The organism is Luteimonas galliterrae (genome assembly GCF_023374055.1).
GTDB lineage: Bacteria > Pseudomonadota > Gammaproteobacteria > Xanthomonadales > Xanthomonadaceae > Luteimonas_C > Luteimonas_C galliterrae.
Genome location: NZ_JAMBEP010000001.1, coordinates 1,516,364 through 1,540,010 on the forward strand (window position 1 = coordinate 1,516,364; position 23,647 = coordinate 1,540,010).

Annotated in this window: 20 protein-coding genes; 12 read left to right on the forward strand and 8 right to left on the reverse strand. The window is 65.6% G+C overall.

The window, feature by feature from the left end; all coding sequences use genetic code 11:
• Positions 1 to 8: 8 nt before the first annotated feature.
• The 6 genes from hemA to ppk2 all read left to right on the forward strand — a co-directional run bounded on the left by hemA (position 9) and on the right by ppk2 (position 4,778).
• Positions 9 to 1,295 (forward strand): glutamyl-tRNA reductase, encoded by a 1,287-nt coding sequence (gene hemA, locus M2650_RS07105; protein WP_249472820.1) that lies wholly within the window; start codon positions 9 to 11, stop codon positions 1,293 to 1,295.
• A complete protein-coding gene (gene prfA / locus M2650_RS07110) occupies positions 1,267 to 2,352 on the forward strand; it encodes a peptide chain release factor 1 (protein WP_249472822.1) in 1,086 nt (361 codons plus the stop codon). The genes hemA and prfA overlap by 29 nt, the downstream gene beginning before the upstream one ends.
• Positions 2,349 to 2,795, forward strand: a complete 447-nt coding sequence (locus tag M2650_RS07115) for a GNAT family N-acetyltransferase (protein WP_249472824.1) — start codon at positions 2,349 to 2,351, stop codon at positions 2,793 to 2,795. The genes prfA and M2650_RS07115 overlap by 4 nt, the downstream gene beginning before the upstream one ends.
• A gap of 222 nt (positions 2,796 to 3,017) precedes the next feature.
• Entirely contained in the window at positions 3,018 to 3,536 is a 519-nt protein-coding gene (gene moaB, locus M2650_RS07120) for a molybdenum cofactor biosynthesis protein B (protein WP_249472826.1), read from the forward strand.
• A gap of 2 nt (positions 3,537 to 3,538) precedes the next feature.
• Complete coding sequence (locus tag M2650_RS07125) at positions 3,539 to 3,859, forward strand: helix-turn-helix domain-containing protein (protein WP_249472828.1); 321 nt, start codon at positions 3,539 to 3,541, stop codon at positions 3,857 to 3,859.
• A gap of 133 nt (positions 3,860 to 3,992) precedes the next feature.
• The gene (gene ppk2 / locus M2650_RS07130; RefSeq protein ID WP_249472830.1) at positions 3,993 to 4,778 is read left to right on the forward strand and encodes a polyphosphate kinase 2; all 786 of its coding nucleotides are present in this window, start codon (positions 3,993 to 3,995) and stop codon (positions 4,776 to 4,778) included.
• Positions 4,779 to 4,895: 117 nt separating this feature from the next.
• On the opposite strand, the gene M2650_RS07135 is transcribed toward ppk2, so the two are convergent.
• The 3 genes from M2650_RS07135 to M2650_RS07145 are packed head-to-tail and all read right to left on the reverse strand — an operon-like array spanning position 4,896 to position 7,011.
• Entirely contained in the window at positions 4,896 to 5,165 is a 270-nt protein-coding gene (locus M2650_RS07135; RefSeq protein WP_249472832.1) for an acylphosphatase, read from the reverse strand.
• Positions 5,165 to 5,740, reverse strand: a complete 576-nt coding sequence (locus M2650_RS07140; RefSeq protein ID WP_249472834.1) for a TlpA family protein disulfide reductase — start codon at positions 5,738 to 5,740, stop codon at positions 5,165 to 5,167. Before M2650_RS07140 ends, M2650_RS07135 begins: the two co-directional genes overlap by 1 nt.
• Positions 5,737 to 7,011, reverse strand: a complete 1,275-nt coding sequence (locus M2650_RS07145; protein WP_249472836.1) for a YihY family inner membrane protein — start codon at positions 7,009 to 7,011, stop codon at positions 5,737 to 5,739. Before M2650_RS07145 ends, M2650_RS07140 begins: the two co-directional genes overlap by 4 nt.
• A 1,033-nt stretch (positions 7,012 to 8,044) precedes the next feature.
• On the opposite strand from M2650_RS07145, the gene wrbA reads away from it, so the two are divergent.
• The 4 genes from wrbA (at position 8,045) to M2650_RS07165 (ending at position 11,215) form a co-directional block, all read left to right on the forward strand.
• Entirely contained in the window at positions 8,045 to 8,638 is a 594-nt protein-coding gene (wrbA, locus tag M2650_RS07150; protein ID WP_249472838.1) for an NAD(P)H:quinone oxidoreductase, read from the forward strand.
• The gene (locus M2650_RS07155) at positions 8,635 to 8,985 is read left to right on the forward strand and encodes a DUF2069 domain-containing protein (protein WP_249472841.1); all 351 of its coding nucleotides are present in this window, start codon (positions 8,635 to 8,637) and stop codon (positions 8,983 to 8,985) included. Before wrbA ends, M2650_RS07155 begins: the two co-directional genes overlap by 4 nt.
• A gap of 138 nt (positions 8,986 to 9,123) precedes the next feature.
• On the forward strand, positions 9,124 to 9,612 hold the full coding sequence (locus M2650_RS07160) for an asparaginase domain-containing protein (protein WP_249472844.1): 489 nt from the start codon (positions 9,124 to 9,126) through the stop codon (positions 9,610 to 9,612).
• A gap of 37 nt (positions 9,613 to 9,649) precedes the next feature.
• Positions 9,650 to 11,215 carry a tetratricopeptide repeat-containing sulfotransferase family protein gene (locus M2650_RS07165; protein ID WP_249472846.1) on the forward strand — a complete coding sequence of 522 codons (1,566 nt, stop codon included), beginning with the start codon at positions 9,650 to 9,652 and terminating at the stop codon, positions 11,213 to 11,215.
• A gap of 822 nt (positions 11,216 to 12,037) precedes the next feature.
• On the opposite strand, the gene M2650_RS07170 is transcribed toward M2650_RS07165, so the two are convergent.
• From M2650_RS07170 to sufT, 4 genes are all read right to left on the reverse strand, one after another.
• Positions 12,038 to 14,281 carry a M4 family metallopeptidase gene (locus M2650_RS07170; RefSeq protein ID WP_249472848.1) on the reverse strand — a complete coding sequence of 748 codons (2,244 nt, stop codon included), beginning with the start codon at positions 14,279 to 14,281 and terminating at the stop codon, positions 12,038 to 12,040.
• A 755-nt stretch (positions 14,282 to 15,036) separates the two neighbouring features.
• The gene (locus M2650_RS07175; protein WP_249472850.1) at positions 15,037 to 17,265 is read right to left on the reverse strand and encodes a M20/M25/M40 family metallo-hydrolase; all 2,229 of its coding nucleotides are present in this window, start codon (positions 17,263 to 17,265) and stop codon (positions 15,037 to 15,039) included.
• A 199-nt stretch (positions 17,266 to 17,464) separates the two neighbouring features.
• Positions 17,465 to 19,342, reverse strand: a complete 1,878-nt coding sequence (locus M2650_RS07180) for a M4 family metallopeptidase (RefSeq protein ID WP_249472852.1) — start codon at positions 19,340 to 19,342, stop codon at positions 17,465 to 17,467.
• A gap of 730 nt (positions 19,343 to 20,072) precedes the next feature.
• Positions 20,073 to 20,624: a putative Fe-S cluster assembly protein SufT gene (gene sufT, locus M2650_RS07185; protein ID WP_249472854.1), complete on the reverse strand. Its 552-nt coding sequence runs from the start codon at positions 20,622 to 20,624 to the stop codon at positions 20,073 to 20,075.
• 114 nt (positions 20,625 to 20,738) lie between these two features.
• On the opposite strand from sufT, the gene M2650_RS07190 reads away from it, so the two are divergent.
• On the forward strand, positions 20,739 to 21,158 hold the full coding sequence (locus tag M2650_RS07190; protein WP_249472855.1) for a hypothetical protein: 420 nt from the start codon (positions 20,739 to 20,741) through the stop codon (positions 21,156 to 21,158).
• 4 nt (positions 21,159 to 21,162) lie between these two features.
• On the opposite strand, the gene pdxR is transcribed toward M2650_RS07190, so the two are convergent.
• Positions 21,163 to 22,602, reverse strand: a complete 1,440-nt coding sequence (pdxR, locus tag M2650_RS07195) for a MocR-like pyridoxine biosynthesis transcription factor PdxR (protein WP_249472857.1) — start codon at positions 22,600 to 22,602, stop codon at positions 21,163 to 21,165.
• Positions 22,603 to 22,747: 145 nt separating this feature from the next.
• Here pdxR and M2650_RS07200 point away from each other — a divergent pair, with 145 nt between their 5' ends.
• Positions 22,748 to 23,251 (forward strand): hypothetical protein, encoded by a 504-nt coding sequence (locus tag M2650_RS07200; protein WP_249472859.1) that lies wholly within the window; start codon positions 22,748 to 22,750, stop codon positions 23,249 to 23,251.
• Positions 23,252 to 23,647: the final 396 nt, after the last annotated feature.

Sequence of the window (23,647 nt, forward strand, 5' to 3'; positions counted from 1 at the left end):
CGCTGAATATGCCGTTGTATGCCTTGGGACTGAACCACCAGACCGCGCCGGTCGCCCTGCGCGAGCGCGTCGCGTTCGACGCCGCCGCGCTGCCCGCGGCATTGGCGGCCCTGCGCGCCTTGCCGGAAGTTCGAGAAGTGGCCTTGCTCTCCACCTGCAACCGCACCGAGCTGTATGCGGTCGTCGACGACGACGGCCGCAGCGTGCGCGACTGGCTGGCCACACATCCGGACGGCAGCGAAGACCTGCACGCCTATTTATATGGTCATCGCGATCTGGATGCGGTGCGCCATCTGTTCCGTGTCGCCGCCGGCCTGGACTCGCTGGTGCTGGGCGAACCGCAAATCCTGGGCCAGGTGAAGGAATCCTGGGCCGCGGCGCGCGCCGCCGGCACGCTGGGCAGCGGACTGGACCGCCTGTTCCAGCAGGCCTTCGCCACCGCCAAGCGCGCCCGCACCGATACGCGCATCGGCGCGCATCCGGTGTCGGTGGCCTCGGCCGCCGTTCGCTTGGCGCAAAACGCGTTCGCGCGGCTGGACGAGTCGACCGCACTGCTGATCGGCGCGGGCGAGACCATCGAGCTGGCCGCGCGCCATCTGAGCGAGGGCAAGGTCAAGCGCCTGCTGATCGCCAACCGGACGCTGGCGCATGCGCAGGACATCGCCTCCCGCCATGGCGGCGTGGCGCTGCCGCTCGGCGAGCTGGAACGGCATCTGGCCGAAGCGGACCTGGTGATTTCGGCCACCGCCAGCCGCGACACCGTGCTCAAACGCGCGCAAGTGGCCCACGCGCTCGCCACGCGCCGGCACCGGCCGATGCTGTTGCTGGACTTGGCCGTGCCGCGCGACATCGATGCGGACGTGGCCGAGCTCAAGGATGCCTTCCTCTATACCGTCGACGACCTGGAACGCGCGGTGGAAGACAATCGCCGCAGCCGGCGCGAAGCCGCGGCCGAGGCCGAAGCGATCATCGAGCTGCAAGCCGCGCGCTTCATCGAAACCACGACCGCCGCCACGCGCCATGCGCCGCTCAAGCGCCTGCGCGCGCACGGCGACAGCGCGCGCGCCGAAGCGCTGGCCAAGGCGCGCCGCGAACTCGCCGCCGGCGCCGATCCGAACGACGTGCTCGACCTGCTCGCCCACACCTTGACCAATCGCCTGCTGCACGCGCCGACCGTGGCGCTGCGCGAAGCGGCGCTGACCGGCGACGCCGAACTCGCGCGCGCCGCCGACAAACTGTTCCCGCCGACGGACGCCGACCAAGACGATGCAAGCGAACCTGCGCCGCAAGCTTGAGGCCCTGGCCGAACGGCGCGAGGAACTGGAGCGGCTGCTGTCCGATCCGGGCGTGATCGCCGACGCCGATCGCTTCCGCAACTTTTCGCGCGAATTCTCGCAGCTGGAACCGGTAGCGAACGCGCTGGCGAACGAAGCGCAGGCGCGCCGCGACCTGGCCAACGCCGAAGCGATGCGCGGCGATCCGGAAATGCGCGAGCTGGCCGAAGAGGAAATCGCCGCCGCCAGCGCGCGGCTCGAAGCCCTCGACGACGAGCTGATGTCGCACTTGGTGCCCAAGGACGCACGCGACGAAGGCGGCCTGTACCTGGAAGTCCGTGCCGGCACTGGCGGCGACGAAGCGGCGATCTTCGCCGGCGACCTGTTCCGCATGTACGCCCGCTACGCCGAGCGGCAGGGCTGGAAGGTGGAAGTCGAATCGGCCAGCCCGGGCGAGCACGGCGGCTACAAGGAAATCATCGCCCGCGTCGAAGGCCGCGGCGCTTATTCCAAGCTGAAATTCGAATCCGGCACGCATCGCGTGCAACGCGTGCCCGAGACCGAGTCGCAGGGCCGCATCCACACTTCGGCGGCGACGGTGGCGATCATCGCCGAGGACATCAGCGACATCGAGGTCGAGATCAATCCGGTCGACCTGAAGGTCGATACCTTCCGCTCGTCCGGCGCGGGCGGCCAGCACGTCAACAAGACCGAATCGGCGATCCGCATCACCCACGTGCCCAGCGGCGTCGTCGTGGAAAGCCAGACCGAACGTTCGCAGCACGCCAACCGCGACAAGGCGATGAAGCGGCTCAAGGCCATGCTGGTCGAGGCCGAGATCGCCAAGCGCGAGGCCGCGCAGGCGCAGGACCGCAAGCTGCAGGTCGGCAGCGGCGACCGCAGCCAGCGCATCCGCACCTACAACTATCCGCAGGGCCGCATCACCGACCATCGCGTCGAAGGGCTGACATTGTACGACCTGCCCAACGTGCTCGAAGGCAACTTGGATGCGTTGATCGAGCGCCTCAGCCGCGAGCACCAGGCCGATGAGCTCGCACGCATGACAGAGTCCGCATGAGCCTGCGCATCAAACGCGTTTCGACGCAGGACATCGATGCCATCGCGCCGCTGTTCGACGCCTATCGCGGCTTCTACGGCCAGCCGTCGGATCCGGCGCGTGCGCGCGAGTGGCTGCAGGCGCGGATCGATGCGGGCGAATCGGTCGTATTGCTGGCCGAAGACGGCGGTCGCGCGGTCGGCTTCACGCAGCTGTATCCGATGTTCTCCTCCGTGCACACCGCGCGCACCTGGATCCTCAACGACCTGTACGTGGACGCGGCCGCGCGCCGCGGCGGCGTCGCCCGCGCCCTGCTCGACGCCGCCGCCGATTTCGCCCGCGCGGACGGCGCGCGCGGCATCGTGCTGGAGACCACGCGCGATAACGATGCTGCACGAGCGCTCTATCGAAATGCCGGCTGGCATGAGGACGAGACGCAGTGGTATTCGCTGCGCCTGGAGTGACGGCTTTTTGTTTTCAGCCGTCATTCCCGCGAAGGCGGGAATCCAGCGACTTTGGCTTTAGCCCTCTCCCGCTTGCGGGGTTGGGTGAGGGCGCGCGGGATATCAAGTCGCCGCGTCTCGATCTGGAGAGTTCTTAACGTCACTGGTTTCCCGCCTTCGCGGGAATGACGGCTGAAAAACCCGCGACTGACGTTGCCATCCATCTTGCGCTAGGCTTACCGCATGAGCGCGGCTAACGAACCCATCGCCTTGAACCTGTGCGTGCTGACGGTGTCTGATTCGCGCACATCAGCGGACGACACCTCCGGCGACTATCTGGTATCCGTCTTGCAGGCATCCGGCCACCGCCTGGCGGAACGCGCTCTATTGCCCGACGACCGCTACCGCCTGCGCGCGGCGGTTTCGCAATGGATCGCCGATCCGGCCATCGACGGCGTGCTCGTCACCGGCGGCACCGGCTTCACCGGCCGCGATTCCACGCCCGAGGCGCTGCTGCCGCTGCTGGACAAGGAAATGCCCGGCTTCGGCGAACTGTTCCGCGCGATCTCGTTCGAGGAAATCGGCACTTCGTCGCTGCAGTCGCGCGCCTTCGCCGGCCTGGCCAACGCCACCTTCGTGTTCTGCCTGCCCGGCTCGACCTCGGCCTGCCGCACCGCCTGGGAAAAGATCATCCGCGCGCAACTGGACGCGCGCACCAAGCCTTGCAACCTCGCCACCTTGAAGCCGCGGCTGAAGGAGTGAAGATGTCGATCGATACCACCTTGCGGCTGCTGGCCAAGGCGCGCGGATACAGCGCCACCGACATCGCCACCGCCATTCCGCGCGCAGGCGTGGCTACCGTATCGGCCTGGCTGCGCGGCGAAAAGCTGCCCGGCAAGGACCAACTCGATGCCTTGGCGCGCATGTTCGGCGTGCCCGCGGGCGCGCTGCTTTCCGAACTGGCGAGCACGCTCGATCCGGCCCGTACCAAAGGCGAGCACGACCTGCTCGCCGCCTACCGCAAGCTCAACACCAAGCAACAGGGCGCATTGCTCGAAGTGGCGCGCAGCATGGCGAAACGATGACGTAGGGTGGGCCTTGGCCCATCGTCGCCATCTTTCGATGTCCGAATGCCATTGGGCGAAGCTTCGATCATTGTTCGATGCGATCGGAATGAGGGTCATGGTGGGCCAAGGCCCACCCTACGGAATCGACGGGATGAAAAAACTGAAACGCAAGGATTACGAGGAACTGCTGGAACCGATGCAGGTGGAACTGGTCGCGATGGCGCGCTGGGTCGCCGCCGCCGGCAAGCGCCTGGTGGTGTTGTTCGAGGGTCGCGATACGGCAGGCAAAGGCGGCGCGATCGATGCGATCCGCGAACACCTCAATCCGCGCCAATGCCGCGTCGTCGCCTTGCCCAAGCCGACCGACCGCGAAGCCACGCAGTGGTATTTCCAGCGCTATGCGGCGCAAATGCCCGCGGCCGGCGAAATCGTGCTGTTCGACCGCAGCTGGTACAACCGCGCCGGCGTCGAGAAGGTGATGGGCTTCGCCAGCGAGGCGCAGGTCAAGGCTTTCTTGCAGCAGACGCCGGCCTTCGAGAAGCAACTGGTCGACGACGGCATCCTCCTGTTCAAGTACTGGCTGTGCTGCGACCAGGAAGAGCAGGAAAAGCGTTTCGCCGAACGCGGCGAAGACCCCCTGAAGCGCTGGAAGCTGTCGCCGATCGATCTCGACGCCCGCGCCAGGTACGCCGACTACACGCGTGCGCGCGAAGCCATGCTGAAGGCAACGCACGACGATTTCGCGCCTTGGACGCTGGTCGACTTCAACGACCAGAAACGCGGCCGCCTGACCCTGATCCGCGACTTGCTGGATCGCCTGCCCGACACGCACCTGCCGGAATCCAAGCTCAAGCTGACGCCGCTGTCCGGCAAGCCGCACAAGGAACGCTACGGCGTCTTGAAGCCGATACCCGCCTTCGACCCCCAGGACGACTGATCGTCGCGAGAGCGGCTTCGTGGAAGAGCTTTGTGGGAGCGGCTTTAGCCGCGAGCTTTTCGACACCGGCGGCACCAAAAAGCTCGCGGCTGAAAGCCGCTCCCACAAAGTCCCGCTCTACGATACTTGGAAATCGCCGGCGATGGCGGGCTCATCGATGTCGCTGCGTTCGATGGCATAGACCTGCGCCATCGGCGGACCGTGCCGCAGCCATTGCGCCAACGTCTCGATGCGGTCGGCATCGCCCACGGCCAACACCTCCACCCGTCCGTCGAGCAGATTCTTGGCGTACCCGCGCAAGCCCAGCGTCAAAGCCTGCTCGCGGGCCGACGCGCGGAAGAACACGCCCTGCACCTTGCCGCGCACCAGGAAGCGCGCAGCGGCCATCACGCGCCCGCTTTCGGGCCGCCCGCGGCGGAGATCGCCGACTCGATCTCCTTGGCCGTCACCGGGCCGAGGAAGCGCTTGGCGACCGTGCCGTCCGGCGCGATCAGATAGGTCATCGGCAAACCGCGCGGCGTTTCGAAATCCTGCGGCGGGTCGTAGACGTCGACCACCGCGATCGGATAGACCACCGGATGCTCGACGAGGAAAGCCTTGATCTGTTCGGGTTCGATCTCTTCGTAGGCCAACCCGACCACCTCGACGTGCTCGCGCATCGCGTCCAGTGCCGACAGTTCGGGCATTTCCTTCAGGCAAGGCGCGCACCACGTCGCCCAGAAATTGACGACGACCCACTTGCCGCGGTGCGCCGCCAGGTCGTAGGGCTTGCCATCGACCGTGGCGAGCCTCAATGAAGGCTGCGCAGGCTTGGCTGCGGCCGCCGGGGATTTTTCCGCCGGCGCTGCAGGTGCCGGCGTCGCCGCCGGCTCGGCGGTCTTGGCGGTTTCGTCGCCGGTGGGCTTGGCGCAAGCGGCAAGCAACGCGGCAAGTAGGAGTATCGAAAGCTCGCGAGCGGTCATGCGCCTTCCTTCACGTTCGTATAGAGATCGCCGACGCGATGCTTGAGCAGTTCGCGCAACGGTATGCGGAGTTCGTCGAGGGCGCCGATGGCGGACTTGCCCAAGGCGTCGTCGCGGCACGGCAGGTGCGCCTCGGCGATGGGGATGCGCAGGTTGCAGGCCTCGTAGAGCTCGGCCAGCGTGAGCGTATCCAGGTCGCGCGCCAGCAGCCATTCGCCGGTTTCTGCGCGCGTCACCAATCCGATCTCGCACAACTGCGCCAGCATGTGCTGCACCAGCGAATCGGTGAGCATCGGTTCCAGCTGCTGGATCTCGTCGCTGTGCAGGCCGCGTCCGCGCGCGCGGTATTCGTCGAAACGGCCGAGCATGCGCAGCAAGCCGTAGATCTCGTAGCCCTGCGGCAGCCGCATCGAAGCCGGTTGGTAGCGGAACGCCGAGATCGACGAGGCGAACGAGGCGCCCAGCAGCACCGACACCCAGCTCAAATAGATCCACAACAGGAAGATCGGCACCGAGGCGAAGGTGCTGTAGATCTTCTGGTAGGAATTGAACGTGGTCAGGAACAGCCCCATGCCGCTCTTGACCAGTTCGAACACCAGCACGCCTAGCAGCGCGCCCGCCACCGCATGCCGCCATTGGATCGTCCGGTGCGGCACGACGCGGTAGATGGCCGCGAATGCAGCCAGCTCGATCAGCATCGGCGTCGCCCGCAGCATCAGTTCTTCCAGCCAGCGGCCGGGCTCGGTGTCGAAGATCGCCAGCGCGAAAAAACGTGCCGACAGCGCCAGGCTGGCCGCCGCCACCAGCGCGCCGAGCGTCAGCACCGTCCAGTACACCAGGAACCTGCCGAATTTGGGGCGCGCGGTCTCCACGCGCCAGATGCGGTTGAACGTGGTTTCCACGCCGACCAAGGTGATCAACAACGACAACACCAGCGCGATGATGCCGATCGCGGTCAGCTGGCCGGCGCTGTCCGAGAATTGCTTGAGGTAGCTCTGCACCGCGCGCGCCGAGGACGGCACGAAATTGGAGAACACGTAATCGCCTAGCCTGTCGCGCCATTCCTTGAACACCGGAAACGCCGACAGCGCGCTGAACACCACCGTGGCCAGCGGCACCAGCGCGAACACGGTGGTGAACGACAGCGAGCCGGCCGCTTCGAATAGGCGGTCGTCGAGGAAACGCCGCCACAAAAAGCGAAAGAACGTCCCGGTACGCGCACGGTCGCGCATGCGGTCGCTCCAGCGGTTCAAGGAATCCAGCGGCTCCATAAGCGAAGGGTAGCAAAGCGGGCGCGTCGCCAGGTAATGGGGCAATTTGGCCCCTTGTTCTGTAGAGCGGAGCTTGCTGCGCTGTTCTTGCCTTTAAAGCCGTTCGCTCTTAAGCCGTCAACCCAGCGAACGCTGGGACCCATTTGCTCTTGCCCTTAAATGCCGTTATCCCAGCGAACGCTGGGACCCATGTTGCTCTGGCGCTTGCCCTTAAGCCGTCATCCCGGCGAAGGCCGGGATCCAGGCCCGCGTCCTGGCGGCCTGCGCTGCGACTCGCGCCATGGACAAAGGCTTCCGGCTGCGCCGGGTCACTTTCTTTGCTGGCCCAAAGAAAGTAACCCAAGAAAGGGCCTGAACTGCGGTGCGATGCGTCGCGCCTGAAAGTCCGCCAGCGGCCTAAGCTTTCGTCGTGGGTGACCTTCTTACGCAGGTACTAGATTTTGATTCGTAGCCTATGGGTGACGTGGCTTTTGCGGATGGGCGCTAAGGAGTAGTCCTTGTCGATCGCCTCGCATCTGAATGTCGAAGCGACGGAGGAATCCCGAGGGCTGGCGAGCGGTGGCCAAGAACACGGGGGAGCCCCATCGCCGGGATCCCTTCCAAAGGCCCTTTTTCTTTGGTTACTGTTCTTTTTGGGCCCATCAAAAAGAAAGTAACTCGGCCGCGGTTTTAGCGGACGAAACCCCGGCCGGGACGGCCGGCAGGTCGCGAGAACCCACAAGCCAAGGCAGCGGAGCAAGCTCCGCTCTACAGAGCCAAAGCAAATCTCCCTCGGTCCCTCTTTTCAAAGAGGAGAGACAAGCCAAGACGCTGGGTTACTCGCTTCGCTCGCCCTCCGGGCCATCCGCTGACGCAGATGTTCGCTACGGCCTTTGGCCTCCGCAGTCCCGCCTTCGCGGGGATGACGGCTTCAAGAGCAAAAGCAGCCGAGCATAGATGCCGAATTCCCGGTTTGCGCCTGGACGGCAGGACGAATGAGGACGCCTCTCCGGAATCCCTGTCAAACTATCCGCATCCAAGCCCCGAGGTCCGCATGCCCGATATTCTGGTGCTGTACTACAGCCGCGGCGGATCGGTAGCGCGGCTGGCGCGGCACATCGCCCGCGGCATCGGCGAGGTGGAAGGCATGGTTGCGCGCATCCGCAGCGTGCCTCCGGTGGCGCCCGTAGTCGAAATCGCCGCGCCGCCGGTGCCGGAAGACGGCGCGCCTTATGTGGACAAACGCGACCTGCGCGAATGCGTCGGCCTGGCGATCGGCAGCCCCACCCGCTTCGGCAACATGGCCGCGCCGCTGAAGCATTTCTTCGATTCGCTCGGCGCGGAATGGACCAGCGGCACTCTGGTCGGCAAGCCGGCGGCAGTGTTCACGTCCACCTCGACCATGCACGGCGGACAGGAATCGACCTTGCTGTCGATGATGACGCCGCTGCTGCACCACGGCTGCGTACTGGTCGGCATCCCGTATACCGAACCGGCGCTCAGCAGCACGCGCAGCGGCGGCACGCCCTATGGCGCAAGCCACTTCGCCGGCAACAACGACGACCCCGAACCGACCGCGGAAGAAGCGCAGCTGGCGCGCGCGCTCGGCAGGCGGCTCGCCGGCATCGCCGCGAAACTGTCGGCATGAAACGCAGGCCCGGCCTCGCCGTTGCGTTGCTGGCGCTGGCTGCGCTGTACGCAATCTGGTTCGGGCGCGGCGCGGAGTGGTTCGCCGTCGCCGTTTTTGCAGCGCCGCCGCTATCGCTGGCTGCCGCAGCCTGGTTCGGCCGGCGCAATGCGGGTTTTTGGGCCGGCGTATTGGCGCTGATGTGGTTCTCGCATGGCGTGATGGTGGCCTGGACGCGGCCCGCCGAACGCGGCTTGGCCTTGCTGGCCGTAGCGTTGGCCACCGTCATAGTCGCCGTCGCCAGCCTGCCGGGCCTGCGCGCGCGTTCCGGAAAACGCAATCGCAACGAACCGAAGGAAATGCCATGAGCCTCGACGGCGAATGGGAAACGACGCTTCCGCCCTCGCCGGCCCGGCTGGAACTCTGCGAAACTTACGGTCCGACGTATCATATCGAAGGGCCGGAAGACCGCGATTGAACTGCGGCAGCGCCGAACGAGGAACAGGATGGAACAGTTACTGATCGTCACCACCGGCGGCACCATCGACAAGGTCTATTTCGACGACAAGTCGGATTACCAGGTCGGCGAACCGCAGATCGGCCGCATCTTGGAAGAGTTGGGCGTCGCGTTCCGCTTCAGCGTGATCCCGATCATCCGCAAGGATTCGCTGCACATCAGCCGCGAAGACCGCGAGCTGGTCCGCGCCGCCATCGCAGCCCAGGATGCGCGCCACGTGCTGGTCACGCACGGCACAGACAGCATGGTGGAAACTGCGCAAGTGCTCTCCAGCATCGCGGACAAGACTATCGTGCTCACCGGCGCGCTCAACCCCGCCCGATTCCGCGGCTCGGACGCCGAATTCAATATCGGCACGGCGGTCGGCGCCGTGCAATCGCTGCCGCCGGGGGTCTACATCGCGATGAACGGCCGCGTCTGGGATCCGGCCAAGGTGCGCAAGAACGTGGCCGCGAACCGCTTCGAGGCCGTGGATTAATACGGCCGCGCCACCGCAAGGCGGCGCCGATCCGCGCATGGCCGGGCTGCCGGCCGATGCGATCCCGCGCATGCACGCGGCGGCGCGCGCGATCCGCGACGGCGCCGTCGCCGCGGCCGAAAGCCTTCTGGATGGCATTCTCGCGCAGGCGCCGGAACATCCGGAAGCGTTGCGCCTGTACGGCATCCTCTACAACCGATGCGGCCGTCACGTCGACGCGCAAGCGGCGCTGCAACGCGCGCTCGTCCAACGCCCCGACGATGCGCAGATCCTCAACGACCTCGGCAGCGCGCTGTACGGCAGCGGCGAACGCGAGCCGGCCTTCGCCAGCTGGCGCCGCGCCTGCGCGCTGGCGCCGCAAGAACCGATGCCCTGGTACAACCTCGGCCGCAACCTGCAGCTGGAAGGCGCCAGCGAAGCGGCCGCCGAGGCGCTCGGTCGCGCCACCGCGCTGGCGCCGGATTTCCTGCCCGCGCGCATCCTGCTCGGCGATGCGCTGGTGCATCTGGGGCGCTTCGACGACGCCGCAACGCAATACCGCGCAGCGCTGCGCGTGCATCCTGCATGCGGCGACGCCTGGCGCGGATTGGCCAATATCAAGACGCGTCCGCTGTCCGACGAAGACCGTCAGCAGCTGTCGTTGCAGTTGCGCAGGGCCGACATCGCCGAATCCGACCGCATCGCGATCGGTTACGCGCTGGGCAAGGTATGCGAGGACCAAGGCCGCTATCCGGAGGCTTTCGCCGCGCTGAGCGACGCCAATGCGCGCTTGCGCCGAATGGCGCCGTGGAACGCGCAGGCCTTCCGCGTGTTCGTCGACGCCACGATCGCCGTCGCCGAAACCCTGCCGGCGCCGGTGGACGAATCGCTGGGGCGGGAGGCCATCCTGATCGTCGGCCTGCCGCGCTCGGGCTCGACGCTGTTCGAGCAGATCCTGGCCGCGCATCCGCAGGTCGAGGGCGCGAGCGAGCTGCCCGATCTGGGCGAGGTGATCCGCGACGAATCGGCGCGCCGCGGCCTGCCCTTCCCGCAATGGGTGCCGAACGCGAGCGCGGAGGATTGGCGGCGGCTGGGCCGCGATTATCTGGAACGTACGGCGCGCTGGCGCCGGCGCCGTCCGCGCTTCACCGACAAGATGCCGGAAAACTGGCTGTACGCCGGCGTGCTGCGCGCGATGCTGCCCGGCGCGCGCATCGTCGACACGCGCCGCGATGCGTTGGAGACGGGCTGGTCGTGCTTCAAGCAGCAGTTCTACCGGCTGCCGCATTTTTCATGCGACCTGACTGATATCGCCGCCTACCTGCGCGACTGCGAGCGCGCGATGTCGCATTGGCAGCAGGCCGATCCGCGGCGCATCCGCACGCAATCCTACGAGGCGCTGTTGGCCGACCCGGAAAACCAGATACGCGAGCTGCTCGACTTCTGCGGCCTGCCCTTCGACGCGAGCTGCCTGGATTACCACCAGGCCGCGCGCAGCGTGCGCACGCCCAGCGCCTCGCAAGTAAGGCAACCGCTGCGCCAAGACACCGCCCGCGCCGAACGCTACGGCGCCCTGCTCGATCCACTGCGCGCGGCGCTAGTCCAATCGCGCCCGGCTCTGTAGAGCGCAGCCGGCCCGCTGCTCTTGCTCCAGCTCTGTAGAGCGGAGCTCGCTCCGCTGTCCTTGCTCCCGCTTTGTAGAGCGGGGCTTGCTCCGCTGCTATTCGCTCTTAAGCCGTTCGCTCTTAAGCCGTTCGCTCTTAAGCCGTTCGCTCTTAAGCTGTTCGCTCTTAAAGCCGTCATCCCAGCGAACGCTGGGACCCATCTTGCTCTGGCGCTTGCCCTTAAGCCGTCATCCCGGCGAATGCCGGGATCCAGGCCCGCGTCCTCACGGCTTGCGCTGCGACTCGCGCCATGGACAAAAGCTTCCGGGCTGCGCCCGGGTCACTTTCTTTGTTGGCCCAAAGAAAGTAACCCAAGAAAGGGCCTGAACTGCGGTGCGATGCGTCGCAACTAAAAGTCCGCCAGCGGCCTAAGCTTTCGTCGCAGGTGACCTTCTTACGCAGGTACTAGATTTTGATTCGTAGCCTATGGGTGACGTGGCTTTTGCGGATTTGCGCTAAGGGGTCGTTCTGATCGATCGCCTCGGATCTGAATGTCGAAGCGACGGAGGAATCCCGAGGGCTAGCGAGCGGTGGCCAAGAACACGAGGTAACCCCATCGCCAGGATCCCTTCCAAAGGCCCTTTTTCTTTGGTGACTTCTCTTTTTGGGCCCCACAAAAAGAAAGTAACTCGGCCGCGGTTTTAGCGGACGAAACCCCGGCCCAAAGGGCCGGCAGGTCGCGACAACCCCAAGCAAAGGCAGCGGAGCAAGCTCCGCTCTACAAAGAAAACCCCGGCCGGAGCCGGGGTTTCCTTATCGTCCATGACAGGTCCGTTCTTGGATCAGAACGTGATGCTCCAGCTGTTGATCACCCCGGTGTCGCCGCCGGCATTGTCGTTGACGCGCAGCTTCCAGGTACCGTTCAACTTCTCGCTGGACAGGTTCTTGGTGTACGTCTGGATGATGTTGTCGGCGCTGCCGCCGGTGCGGTTGTGCAGGTTGTACGTGCTGCCGTCCGGCGCCACCAGGTCGACGCGCAGATCACCCTTGAAGGTATGGGTGATGTTCACGTCTATCGGGACGGCGCGCCCGGCACGTCCGGTGCGTCCGGAAACCGTGATCGAGCTGGCCACCGTTCCGTTGTCGACGATCGGCACGTCCGTGTCGTTGGTGTACGTCTGCACGTCGCCGCCGCCGCCGGTGCTGTAATCGCCGACCAGGGTCACGCCCGTGAACGCCGTGTACGCCTTCAGCCGCACGTTGTACGTGCCCGCTTGCGGCGCCGCGACCGTGCACACCTCGTTGTTGCCGGACTTGTAGGGACGGCAATCCCAGACCACGTCGGTCGGCAACTCGCCGAACTTCATGTACATGTCCGCATCGCCGGTGCCGCCGGACATGGTGAAGGTCAGGTTGGATGCGCCCGCGGGCACGTCCAGCGAGAAGTACAGCGACTGGCCGGTGCCTGCCGACAAGCCCGTTTCGGGCACGCCCTTGGTCAGCGGCTCGACCGTCGGCGGCTCGGGACCGCCGCCGCATTCGGAATCGACCGATTCGAACGCGGCAGTGACGTCGGCCACGTTGTAGCCCAGGTCGCCCGCCGCATCCTCGACGCCGCAAGCGCCGTCGTAGAAGTCGGTGCTCGGCGTCCAGTAGTCCTGGTTGGCCTTGGCGAAGGCTTTAAAGGCCGTTTCCGTAGTCCAACCCGCGGTCGTCGCCAACACGTAGAACGCCTTGTTGTAGACGCCCGACGAATAGTGGACGTTCAGCCCGTCGAAATAATCGTCGGCGCTGTCGATCGAAATGCCGTCCTGCGGCGGATTGTTCATGTAGCGCAAGGCTTCGCCTTCGGCCTTGAAGATCTCCGCGCCGACCAGGAAGTCGTTGGTGCCGTTGTGGAAGAAGTACTCGGCCGCTTCGCCGGCCATGTCCGAGAACGCTTCATTGATGCCGCCCGACTGGCCCGCGTAGATCAGGCCCGAGTTGAACTCGGTGAAGCCGTGCGAGACTTCGTGCGAGGACACGTCCAGGCTGACCAGCGGATAGAACGTGCTGGCGCCGTCGCCGAAGGTCATGCCGACGCCGTCCCAGAACGCGTTCTCGTAGCTGGTGCCGTAGTGCACGCGCATCTCGAGCTTGGTCGACAGCGGCGGTTCGCCGACATAGGCGTTGTACATGTCGAACACGACCTTGCCGAAGTAGTGCGCGTCGTTGGCCGGCGAGAAGGCGCCGTTGATCGCCTGGAACGTATTGCGCGGACAGGTGTATTCGAACGCGTCCTGGCCGGTCGGCACCGGATAGGTGTCGTCGTGGTTCAGGTTGATCGTGCGGACGGTGGCGTTGTCCATGATGCAGTTGGCGCCGTCCACGGTCACGTCGTTGAAGCCGAAGTCGGTGCCGTACTCGTACTGGCCGGTCTTCTCGTTGCCGCCGGGGCCGGTGCCGATCTCGGCCGTGGTCAGGCCTTCGAAGTGCTTGAGCACCGCGCCGGTCTGCGCGTCGACGATCACGGTCGGACGCGTCGGCGCGCCGCCCTTGGGCGCGTCGGCGAAGAAGCTGACCACGTAGCTGACCCGCGCGCGGCCGTCGTCGCCGACGTAGATCATCTGCTGCGCGCTTTCGCGCTGCACGATCTTCGTGGACAGGCCGCTGCCGAGCGCCGTGCGCTTGGCGATGGCCAGCGCCTGCGATTTCGGTATGCGCGCCGCGCCGGCCGGGATTTCGCTGGCCAGGCCGGTGACCATCTTGCCGGACAGGCGGTTGGCGTTGCCGTCCTTGCCGTCGCGCACGATCACGTGCTCGCCGAACACCGGAAGGCCGCGGAACTCCTGCTGGTAGCGATAGACGGTGGAGCCGTCCTTGTCGCGGTTGGATCGCAACAGCTTCAGGCTCGATTCCTGGTCGAGGCCGACCAGTTCGGCGTGACGGTCGCGCGCGGCGGCCGGCGCGGCCAGGCCGCGGCTGGCGGCTTGGTACTGGGCGTTGAGCCGGGCGACGTCCTGACGATGGAGATCGACGCGGTTGGCGGCCTGCGCGGACGCGACCGAGAGCGCGAGCGCTAACGGAGACAGAGCGATAAGACTCAAACGTTGCCTTGTATTCCTCATGATGTGTGTCCCTGCAAGATTGGAAAAATTTTGGATCGCGCGCGCGCGACTTCTTTTTTTTCCCGGCGAATAGAACTGCCATCGGCGGCCGGCGCAAATGCGTCGGCACGCTTCGAATCACACCAACCCCCTGTGGACCGCAAGCCGGCTAGCGGTCCAAACAGACGACTCCGGCATCCGCCTGAGCTGTCCTTCCGTTACTGCTCCTTTTTGCTGCCGCTCCGAACGAAACAAACAAAAACGCCGCGGACGTCGCCGTCCGCGGCGTGATCGATCAGGGCGACCGGCCGTAACCGGTTGCCCGCGCTGAATGCAGGGTGGCCGCGGACGTGCAGGCGTTCGCACGACGCGAGCTTGTTTCGGACATCCGCCATCCCCCGAACGAAAACCTATGACCGCTGGGCGGTCGTGGCCGGAGTCTGTCGTGCAGGCTCCGACGGGTATCAAAACCAGGTGGACTTCCCTGTCCGAAAGTGACAATAAACGACACTTAAAGACAGGTTCACGCTGCAAGCGCAGCAAAACAAGCATTAAAATGTGATGTTCATCACATTTTTACCATGTAACGAAATTTGATTGCAAGGCTTAACGAAGGCCTAACGCTCAGTTGGCGGTACGCGTGTGACCGGCGCCGTGAAGGCGGCCCAGCGAAGGCCGAATCGCGCGCCGACGGGCCCCGTCGGAAAGGCATGCGCCGATGGCGGCTCCGGCCTGGAACCGGAGCCGCGCCGCAGTCAGAACGTGATGCTCCAGCTATCGATGTAACCGGTGTCGCTGCGCGAGTTGTCGTTGACGCGCAGCTTCCAACCGCCGTTCAACGCCTCGCTCGACAGATTCTTCGTAAACGTGCCGGAGACGTTGTCCGCGCTGCCGCCGGTGCGGTCGTGCAGGTTGTACAACGTGCCGTCGGGCGCGACCAGATCGACCTTCAGATCGCCTTTGTACGTATGCACGATGGCGAACGAAACCGATGCGTTGCCGGGTGCGTTGCCGGTGCGGCCGGACACCGCGATCGGGCTGTCGACCGTGGCGTTGTCGTCGATCGGATAGTCGGTGCCGTTGCTGTACGTTTGCGTGCCGCCGCCCCCGCCGCCGGTGGCGTAATCGCCCACCAGGCTCACGCCGGAGAAGCTGGAGTACGCCTTGAGCCGCACGTGATAGGTGCCGGCCTGGGGCGCGGCGAAAGTGCAGGTCTCGGCATTTCCGCTCCGGTACGGACGGCAGTCGTACGCCGTGTCGGTCGGCGCGCTGCCGAACCGGACGTACATATCGGCATCGCCGCTGCCGCCGGAGATGGCGAAGCTGAGGTTGGTCGCGCCGGCCGGCACCACCATGGTGTAGTTCAACGCGTTGCCCGTGGTCGCCGCCAGCCCGGTCACCGGCACGCCCTTGCTCAGGACGTTGCCGCTGCCGTCGCTCACGACCACGGACTGGGTGCGCGTGTGGGTCGCGCCGTCGTCGTCGGTCACCGTCAGGCTGACGCTGTAGCTGCCCGCCGCCGCGTAAGCATGGCTGGGATTGGCCGCTGTCGACGTGCCGCCGTCGCCGAAGTTCCAGCTGCGCGACGCGATGCTGCCGTCGCTGTCGGTCGAGGTATCGGTGAACTGCACCGTCAGTCCGCTCGGCGCAGCGGTGAAGTTGGCCACCGGCGGCGTATTGCCCGGACCCGGGCCGCCGCTGGTGGTCTTGCCCAGTTCGCCGAGGAAGGCCAGGCCGAACTTGGCGAACTTGGCGCTGTGGCTCGCCGAATTGCCCATGTTCTGCAACTTGTCGTTGGCCGAATGGATATAGGGGAAGTAATCGCCGTCCTCGTCGCCGGCCTCGAACATCATCGCCGACGGGAAACCGGCGCTGGTCCAAGAAGCGTGGTCGGAGCAGCCGTAGCCGCAGGTGTAGCTGCCGCGCGTCATGCCCAGCGGCGCCATGTAGGCGTCGAACAGGTTGGTCAGGAACGTCTTCATCGACGCGTTCGAATAGTCCGTGATCAACTGCATGTCGACGCCGTTGCCGACCTTGTAGTTGGTCATGTCCAGCTGCAGCACGCCGACCACGTTCTTGCCCTGCGTCTGGAACGATTGCGCGATGGCATTGGAGCCGCGCAGGCCCACTTCCTCGGCCGCGTAGCCCATGAACTTGACGGTGCGTTTGGGCTTCCAACCGCTGGCCAGCGCCACACGCAGCACTTCGGTCAGCGTGGCGATGCCCGAGGCGTCGTCGTCGGCGCCGGGTGCGACCATGTTTTCGCCGCCGCCGGCGGTGTTGATCGAATCCAGATGCGCGCCGAGCACGACGATTTCGCCGGGCAGGTCGGTGCCCTGGATGGTCAGGATGACCGATGGCTGCGTCGAGCAATTGCCGCACGAAAACAGCTCGGTGCTGACATCGGTGCGGCCGTTGGCCAGCGCCGCCCAGGTGTCGCGGATCCAGTTGGCCGAGGTCTGGCCGTGGCTGCTGGCGTAATAGCGGTTGGGATAGGCCGTGGACAGATGGTTGATCGTGCCCAGGATGTTGGCCGCCTGCACCTGCGGCAGCCAGGGGTCGACCGTGGCGTGGTTGTCGATGGTGTAGTCGACCAGCGCCGCGAGGCTCCTGGCCTGCGCCGAGCGATCGTTGCGGATGAAGGCATCGGCTTGCGCGCGGGTGGCGAAAGCGAAATAGCCGCCGCAGCGCTTCTCGCGCACATGGATCCGTTCGCTGACTTCCGGCAACTGGTGCGCCTCGATTTCCGATACCACCAGATCGGCGCCGATGCTGTCGCGCCTGGCGACGCCGTTGCGGGCGACCTGCTGCAACGTGTTGATGTAGGTGTCGCGCGAAGTGACGATGTAGACCGGCGCGAACGGCGCCTGCTCGAACCTGGCCGCGTCGGTTTCGTGCGCGGGATGCACGGTACCTTGCTGCGCCTGGGCTGCGAACGACAAACCCGCCAGCAGGCAGGTCAATACGGTGCGGTGCAATGTCATCGGAACGCTCCCTCATGTCCGGGCGCGCGCCCGGATCCGGTGCTGATCGCTGGAGGAATGGCGGCAGGGGCCGGGTCGAAGCGAATCGGCCCGATCCGTGCGCCATACCGAACTGCCTCGCCGCCCACGGGCCTGGCGAGGAAAACGGATGGCGGCCGTTGCGCGGCCGCCATCCAGGTCACGTCCCTGTGGGTACTGCTCAGTTCGGCGAACGGGTGGCCTTCAGGTTCACGCCCGAGTACGACGAGTAGGCACGCACTCGGATGTAGTACGTGCTGCCCGCGATCGGGCTGTTGAAGGTGCAGGTCTCGTTGTTGCCGCTGGTGTACGGGCGGCAGTTGTAGCTGCTCGTGGTCGGGGACGCGTTCCTGCGGACGTACAGGTCGGCATCGCCGGTGCCGCCCGAGGTGTTGACGACCAGCTTGGTCGTGCCCGACGGGATGCTGACGGTGTACGTCGACGACCAGTTGCCGGTGCTCACGCTCGGCAGGTTCACGTTCAACACCACCACGCCGTCGCTGCTCGTGCCGCAGCTCACGCCGACCGCGCTGAACGCCGAGGTCACGTCGGCCTTGGTGTAACCCAGATCGACGGCTGCCGATTCCACGCCGCACGCGCCCTGGTTGAAGTTGGTGCTGGGCGTCCAGTAGTCCTGGTTGGCTTTCGCGAAGGCCTTGAACGCGGTCTGCGTGTTCCAGCCGGGCTTGGTGGCGAGCAGGTAGAACGCCTTGTTGTACACGCCCGACGAGTAGTGCACGTCCAAGCCGTTGTAGTAATCCGAGGCGTGGTCGATCGATGCCCCGTCCTGCGGCGGATTGCTCATGTAACGCAGCGCCTGGCCCGCGGCCTTGAAGATGTCCGCGCCGACCAGGAAGTCGTTGCTGCCTTCGTTGTAGTACTCGGCGGCCTCGCCGGCCATGTCCGAGAACGCCTCGTTGATGCCGCCCGACTGGCCGGAATAGGTCAGGTTGGAGTTCTGCTCGGTGAAGCCGTGCGCGACTTCGTGCGAACCGACATCGAGACTGACCAGCGGATAGAACGTGCTGCCGCCGTCGCCGAAGGTCATCGACGATCCGTTCCAGAACGCGTTCTGGTAGTTGTTGCTGTAGTGCACGCGCATCATCAGCTGGAAGGTCAGCGGCGGCGCGCCGACGTAGGCGTTGAACATGTTGAACACCACGCCGCCGAAATAATGCGCGTCGTTCAGCGGCGAATAGGCGCCGTTGATGGTCTTCACGGTGTTGCGCGGGCAGGTGTACGAGAAGGCCGTGCTGCCGCTGGTGCCGTGGTTGAGGTTGACGGTTTTCACGTTGGCGTTGTTCATGGTGCAGGTGCTGCCGCTCTGCGCCACGTCGAGATAGCCGAAGTTGGTGCCGTACTCGTACTGGCCGGTCTTCTGGTTGCCGCCGGGGCCGGTGCCGATCAGCGCATGGTTCAGGCCTTCCCATTGCTTCAGGATGGCGCCGGTCTGCGCGTCCACGATCACGAACGGACGGGTCGGCGCGCCGCCTTTGGGCGCGTCGGCGAAGAAGGAAACGACATAGCTCAGGCGCGCGCGGCCGCTGTCGTCGATGTAGATCATCTGGCGGTTGCTTTCGTTCTCGACGACCTTGGTCGCCAAGCCGCTGCCCAGCGTCGCCCGCTTGGCGACGGCCAGCGCCTGGCTGGCGGGGATGCGTGCGGCGGTCGCCGGCATTTCGCTGGCCAAGCCGTTGACCATGCGGCCGAACAGGCGGTTGACCGCCCCGTTCTTGCCTTCGCGCACGATCACGTGCTCGCCGAACACCGGCACGCCGCGGAACTGCTGCTCGTAACGGTAGACGGTGGAACCGTCGCTGTCCTTGTTGGAGCGCAGCAGCTTCAGGCTGGAATCGTTATCCAGGCCCAGTATTTCCGCATGGCGGTCCTTCGCGACCGCCGCGACGCCGACGCCTGCGCTGGCGGCCTGGTACTGGCGGTTGAGTTGGGCGACGTCCTTGCCGTGCAGATCGACCCGGTCCGCGGCCGATGCCACCGACAGCGCGAGCGCCAGCGGCGAAAGAGCGATGACAGCCAAAGCTTGCCTTGAATTCCTCATGTCTGTGTCCTTACGAATTGGAAAAAAATGGGATCGCGAAACCGCGATTGCTTTTTTTCCCGGCAAATCCAACTGCCACGATGCGACGGCGACGCCGCATCGAAATCAACCACCCCCTGGGGAGCGCAAGCCGGCTTGCGTTCCAAATCCGGCAGCCGTCCGGCTACCGGCGCTTCCTTTCCTTGCGTTTATTCGCTCCGTCCTGGAATTGACCGTGTAATGCCGACGACACCGGCGCGCGAAGGCGCGGGCGCATGGCGCGGGAGCGATGCAGGTGGTGGTGAGACATGACGTAACGCCCCCGAAACTGGAAAGTCACCCAAAGAGGTGACGAAAGTCAGGGTATTGGCATTGCCCTACCCGACTAATGGCTCGAACGAGTGACGCTCTTCGTCCGAAAAGTGACCATATAGGACACTTCGCCTTGGTTTCACGCTGCAGGTGCAGCATAAACGGGGGTTAAAGATGTGATCGGTTTCACGTATCGATCACGTAAACGATTTCATTTGCAACTTTTTATGTTCGCGGGTGTTCCGGCGGCGTAGCCCGGGTGGAGCGCAGCGATACCCGGGGCTTGTCCCATTCCGCCATTTCGCTTTTCCGCCGAGGCCCAAGGCTGGGGCAGCAAAAAACGGGATAAACGATCTTGCGCCGCGCGCGGCGGCGCGTTGTGACGGCATCGCACGCGGATTTGCCCAGCGGCGCGGTATCGCCATCGGCTCCACCCGGGCTACAGCATGCCGGTTTCGAGCCTGGCGGCCTCGGACATCATGCTGCGGTTCCATGGCGGATCGAACACCAGCTCGACATCGGCTTCGGCCACGGTGGGAATGAGCTCGAGCTTGCTGCGCACATCGTCGACCAGGATGTCGCCCATGCCGCAGCCGGGCGCGGTCAGCGTCATCTTGACGCCGACCTCGCGCTGTCCGTCGTCGCGCCGATGCACCTGCGCTTCGTAGACCAGGCCCAGGTCGACCACGTTGATCGGGATCTCCGGATCGAAGCAGGTGCGCAACTGCTTCCATACCAAGGTTTCGACGTCGTCGTCGCTGGCGCCTTCAGGCAGCTCCAGCGCCGGCGCCGGCTCCTTGCCGATCGCATCGGCGTCGCGGCCTGCGATCCGGAACAGGTTGCCTTCGACGAAGACCGTGTAGCTGCCGCCCAGCGCCTGCGTGATATAGCCGATGCTGCCGGCCGGCAGGCTGACGGCTTCGCCCTGCGGCACCAGGACGGCGTCGCAGTCGCGTTCGAAACGGACAGGCTCGCTGTTGCGGGAATACATGGTTCTGCGGGGAGCGGAGACGATAGGAAGATGCGGGCGCCGGAGCCCGACGCAAGAGCGCGCCATTCTAAACGCCGCCCTGCCGCTATCCTATGCGGCCACTGCGGAGCGCCGATGGATCACCCCACCCCTGCCGCCAAGCCCCGTGCCGGGCTGGCCATCGCATTGCTGCTGCTCGGCAGCGTCGGTTTCGCGGCGCTGTGGGTGCTGCTGGCGCTGTACGCCGATCGGCTGCTCGGCTGGATGGCGGTGCCTGCCGCCGCGGATGCCGCCTTGCTGCTGCGCCTGGGCGGCATGCGGCGCGGATGGCGGCGGGCCGTGTGCGCGATCGCGGCGACGGCGATGACGGTCGTGCTGGCCAACTGGGGCATCGCCGCCGGCCAGATCGGCGCTGCGATGGGCCTGCTGCCGTGGGAATCGTTGCTGAAGCTCGGTCTGGACTATGCCTGGACGCTGGCGCAACTGGCCAACGGCGGCGTCGAGCTCGCCTGGACGGCCGCTGCGCTGGCGGTGGCGGCATGGCTGGGCCGCTGAGCGCCTAGACCTGCATCTCGTCCAGGCAACGCGCGAACCGCAGCACGGCCTGCTCGATCTCGTTCACCGACATCGATGCGAAACCCAGCAACAGCCCGGCGCGATCCGGCGGATCGATGCAGAACTGCGACACCGAGGTCAGCTCCATGTCCAGCGTTCGCGCATGCGCGATGAAAGCTTCGCCTTGCTCGCGGTTCTTGCCGCGCAGCCAGGCCACCAGATGCATGCCGGCGTGCGAGTCGGCGATCTCGATGCGGTCGCCCGCATGCCGGCGCAGGCCGTCGAGCAGCACCGTGCGGCGTTCCTTCAAGGTTTTCGCGGTGCGCCGCAGGTGCCGCTCGAAGCCGCCGTTGGCCATGAAGTTGGCCAGCGCCGCCTGCTCCACGGTCGGCGCGCCGAAATCGTCCAGCCATTTGGCGATGATGAAATCCGAGCGCAGCTGCGTGGGCATGACGATATAGCCCAGCCGCACCGACGGGAACAGCGCCTTGGAGAAGGTGCCGATGTAGATCACGCGGCCGGCGTCGTCGAGCGAACGCAACGCCGCCAGCGGCTTGGTGTCGTAGCGGAATTCGCCGTCGTAATCGTCTTCGAAGATCCAGCACTTGTGCCGGTGCGCGTATTCCAGCAGCGCCATCCGCCGCGACAGCGACAGCACCGAACCCATCGGGAACTGGTGCGACGGCGACACGCAGACCAGGCGCGGCGGCTTGTTGGGCAGCATGTCCACGCGCAATCCCTGTTCGTCGACCGGGATCGGCGTCAGCCGCGCGCCGTGCACTTTCAGTACGGTGCGTATCGCCGAGTATTGCGGGTCTTCGATGGCGACGTCGGCGCCTTCGTCCAGCAGCACGCGCGCGGTCAGCGCCATCGCCTGCTGGGTGCCGCCGACGATCAGGATGTCGTCGGGCTGCGCCTGCACGCCGCGGCGCCGGCCCAGGTAATCGCACACGGCCGCTCGCAAGGCCGGCAACCCTTGCGCGGTCGGATAGCCCGGCGGCGTGTACAGCGCGGCGTGGGAGAGTTCGCGCGCCCAGGCGCTGGTAAGCGTCGGATTGGTCGACGGCGAGGCGTAGTGGAAGGCGTAGCGCGCCGGCGGCGGACGCTGGCGGAAGAACCGTGCCTGTTCCTGGTACTCGCGCGAGCGGCGGGCATAGGCCGATTGCGGTTCGATCGGCTCGGCCGGCACCGGCGCCGATGCCATGCTCTGCAGCGGCGGGGTGACGTAGCTGCCCGATCCGACGCGGCCGTCGACGAAACCTTCCGCCCGCAGCTGCTCGTAGGCCGCCAGCACGGTGTTGCGCGAAATCCCGAGTTCGCGCGCAAGCAGGCGGGTGGCGGGCAGACGCGCGCCGACGTGGACGCTGCCGGTGTACATCGCCGACTTCAGAGCGCGGGTGAGTTGGCCGTGCAAGGGACCGCTGCCGTCGAGTTCGAGGTACATGGGCCGCTCCGGAGGAATTGGCACCATTCAAATGTACTCAATTGGACCTTTCTAGGGCCAATGTATCGGGCTTAGATGGGGCCAATCGGCGCCCTCACGCCGGGATGCCGCCCTGAACGCCCCCCGCAGCCAACGGAGAAACTTCGTGAATACCGTCCGCGCATTGCACAGCACTTCCGTCCCACCCTGGGCCTGGATCGTACTCGGCGCAGTGACCGCGACCGCGCTGGACCTGGCATTCGCGGCGATCTATTGGGAGACGCTGCATCGCGTCTCGCCGGCGACGATCATGCAGGCGATCGCGGCGTACTGGGGTTGGGGCCGCGAAGCCTATGCCGGCGGCGCGACGACCGCTGCGCTGGGCGCGGGCCTATTTCTGGCCAGGATGCTGGTGCTGGCGGCGATCTACCATGCTGCGGCCCGCCGTTTCGCGGTGCTGATCGAACGTCCCTACACCTGCGGCGCTTTGTTCGGCTTGGCGATCTACCTGAGCAACAAATACATCGTCGTGCCGCTGATCGGTGCGATGCCGCAGACGGCCACCGCCGACAAGGATCTGGCCTGGATGTTCAGTTGCATCCTGGCGCATATGCTGCTGGTCGGCATCCCACTTGCGCTGTTCTCGCGCATGGCATCGCGCGACGAATGAATCGCGCGATGCGGGGGCGAACATTGTTCCCCCTTCTGTAGAACGGTAGAGCGGCTTGCTCGGCTGCTCTTGCCCTTAAATGCCGTCATCCCAGCAAACGCTGGGACCCATGTTGTCCTTGCTCTTAGCCGTCATCCCGGCGAAGGCCGGGATCCAGGCCCGCGTCCTGGCGGCTTGCGCTGCGACTCGCGCCATGGACAAAGGCTTCCGGGCTGCGCCCGGGTCACTTTCTTTGCTGGCCCAAAGAAAGTAACCCAAGAAAGGGCCTGAACTGCGGTGCGATGCGTCGTACCTGAAGTCCGCCAGCGGCCCGGCTTTCGTCGCAGGTGACCTTCTTACGCAGGTACTAGATTTTGATTCGCAGCCTATGGGTGACGTGGCTTTTGCGGATAGGCG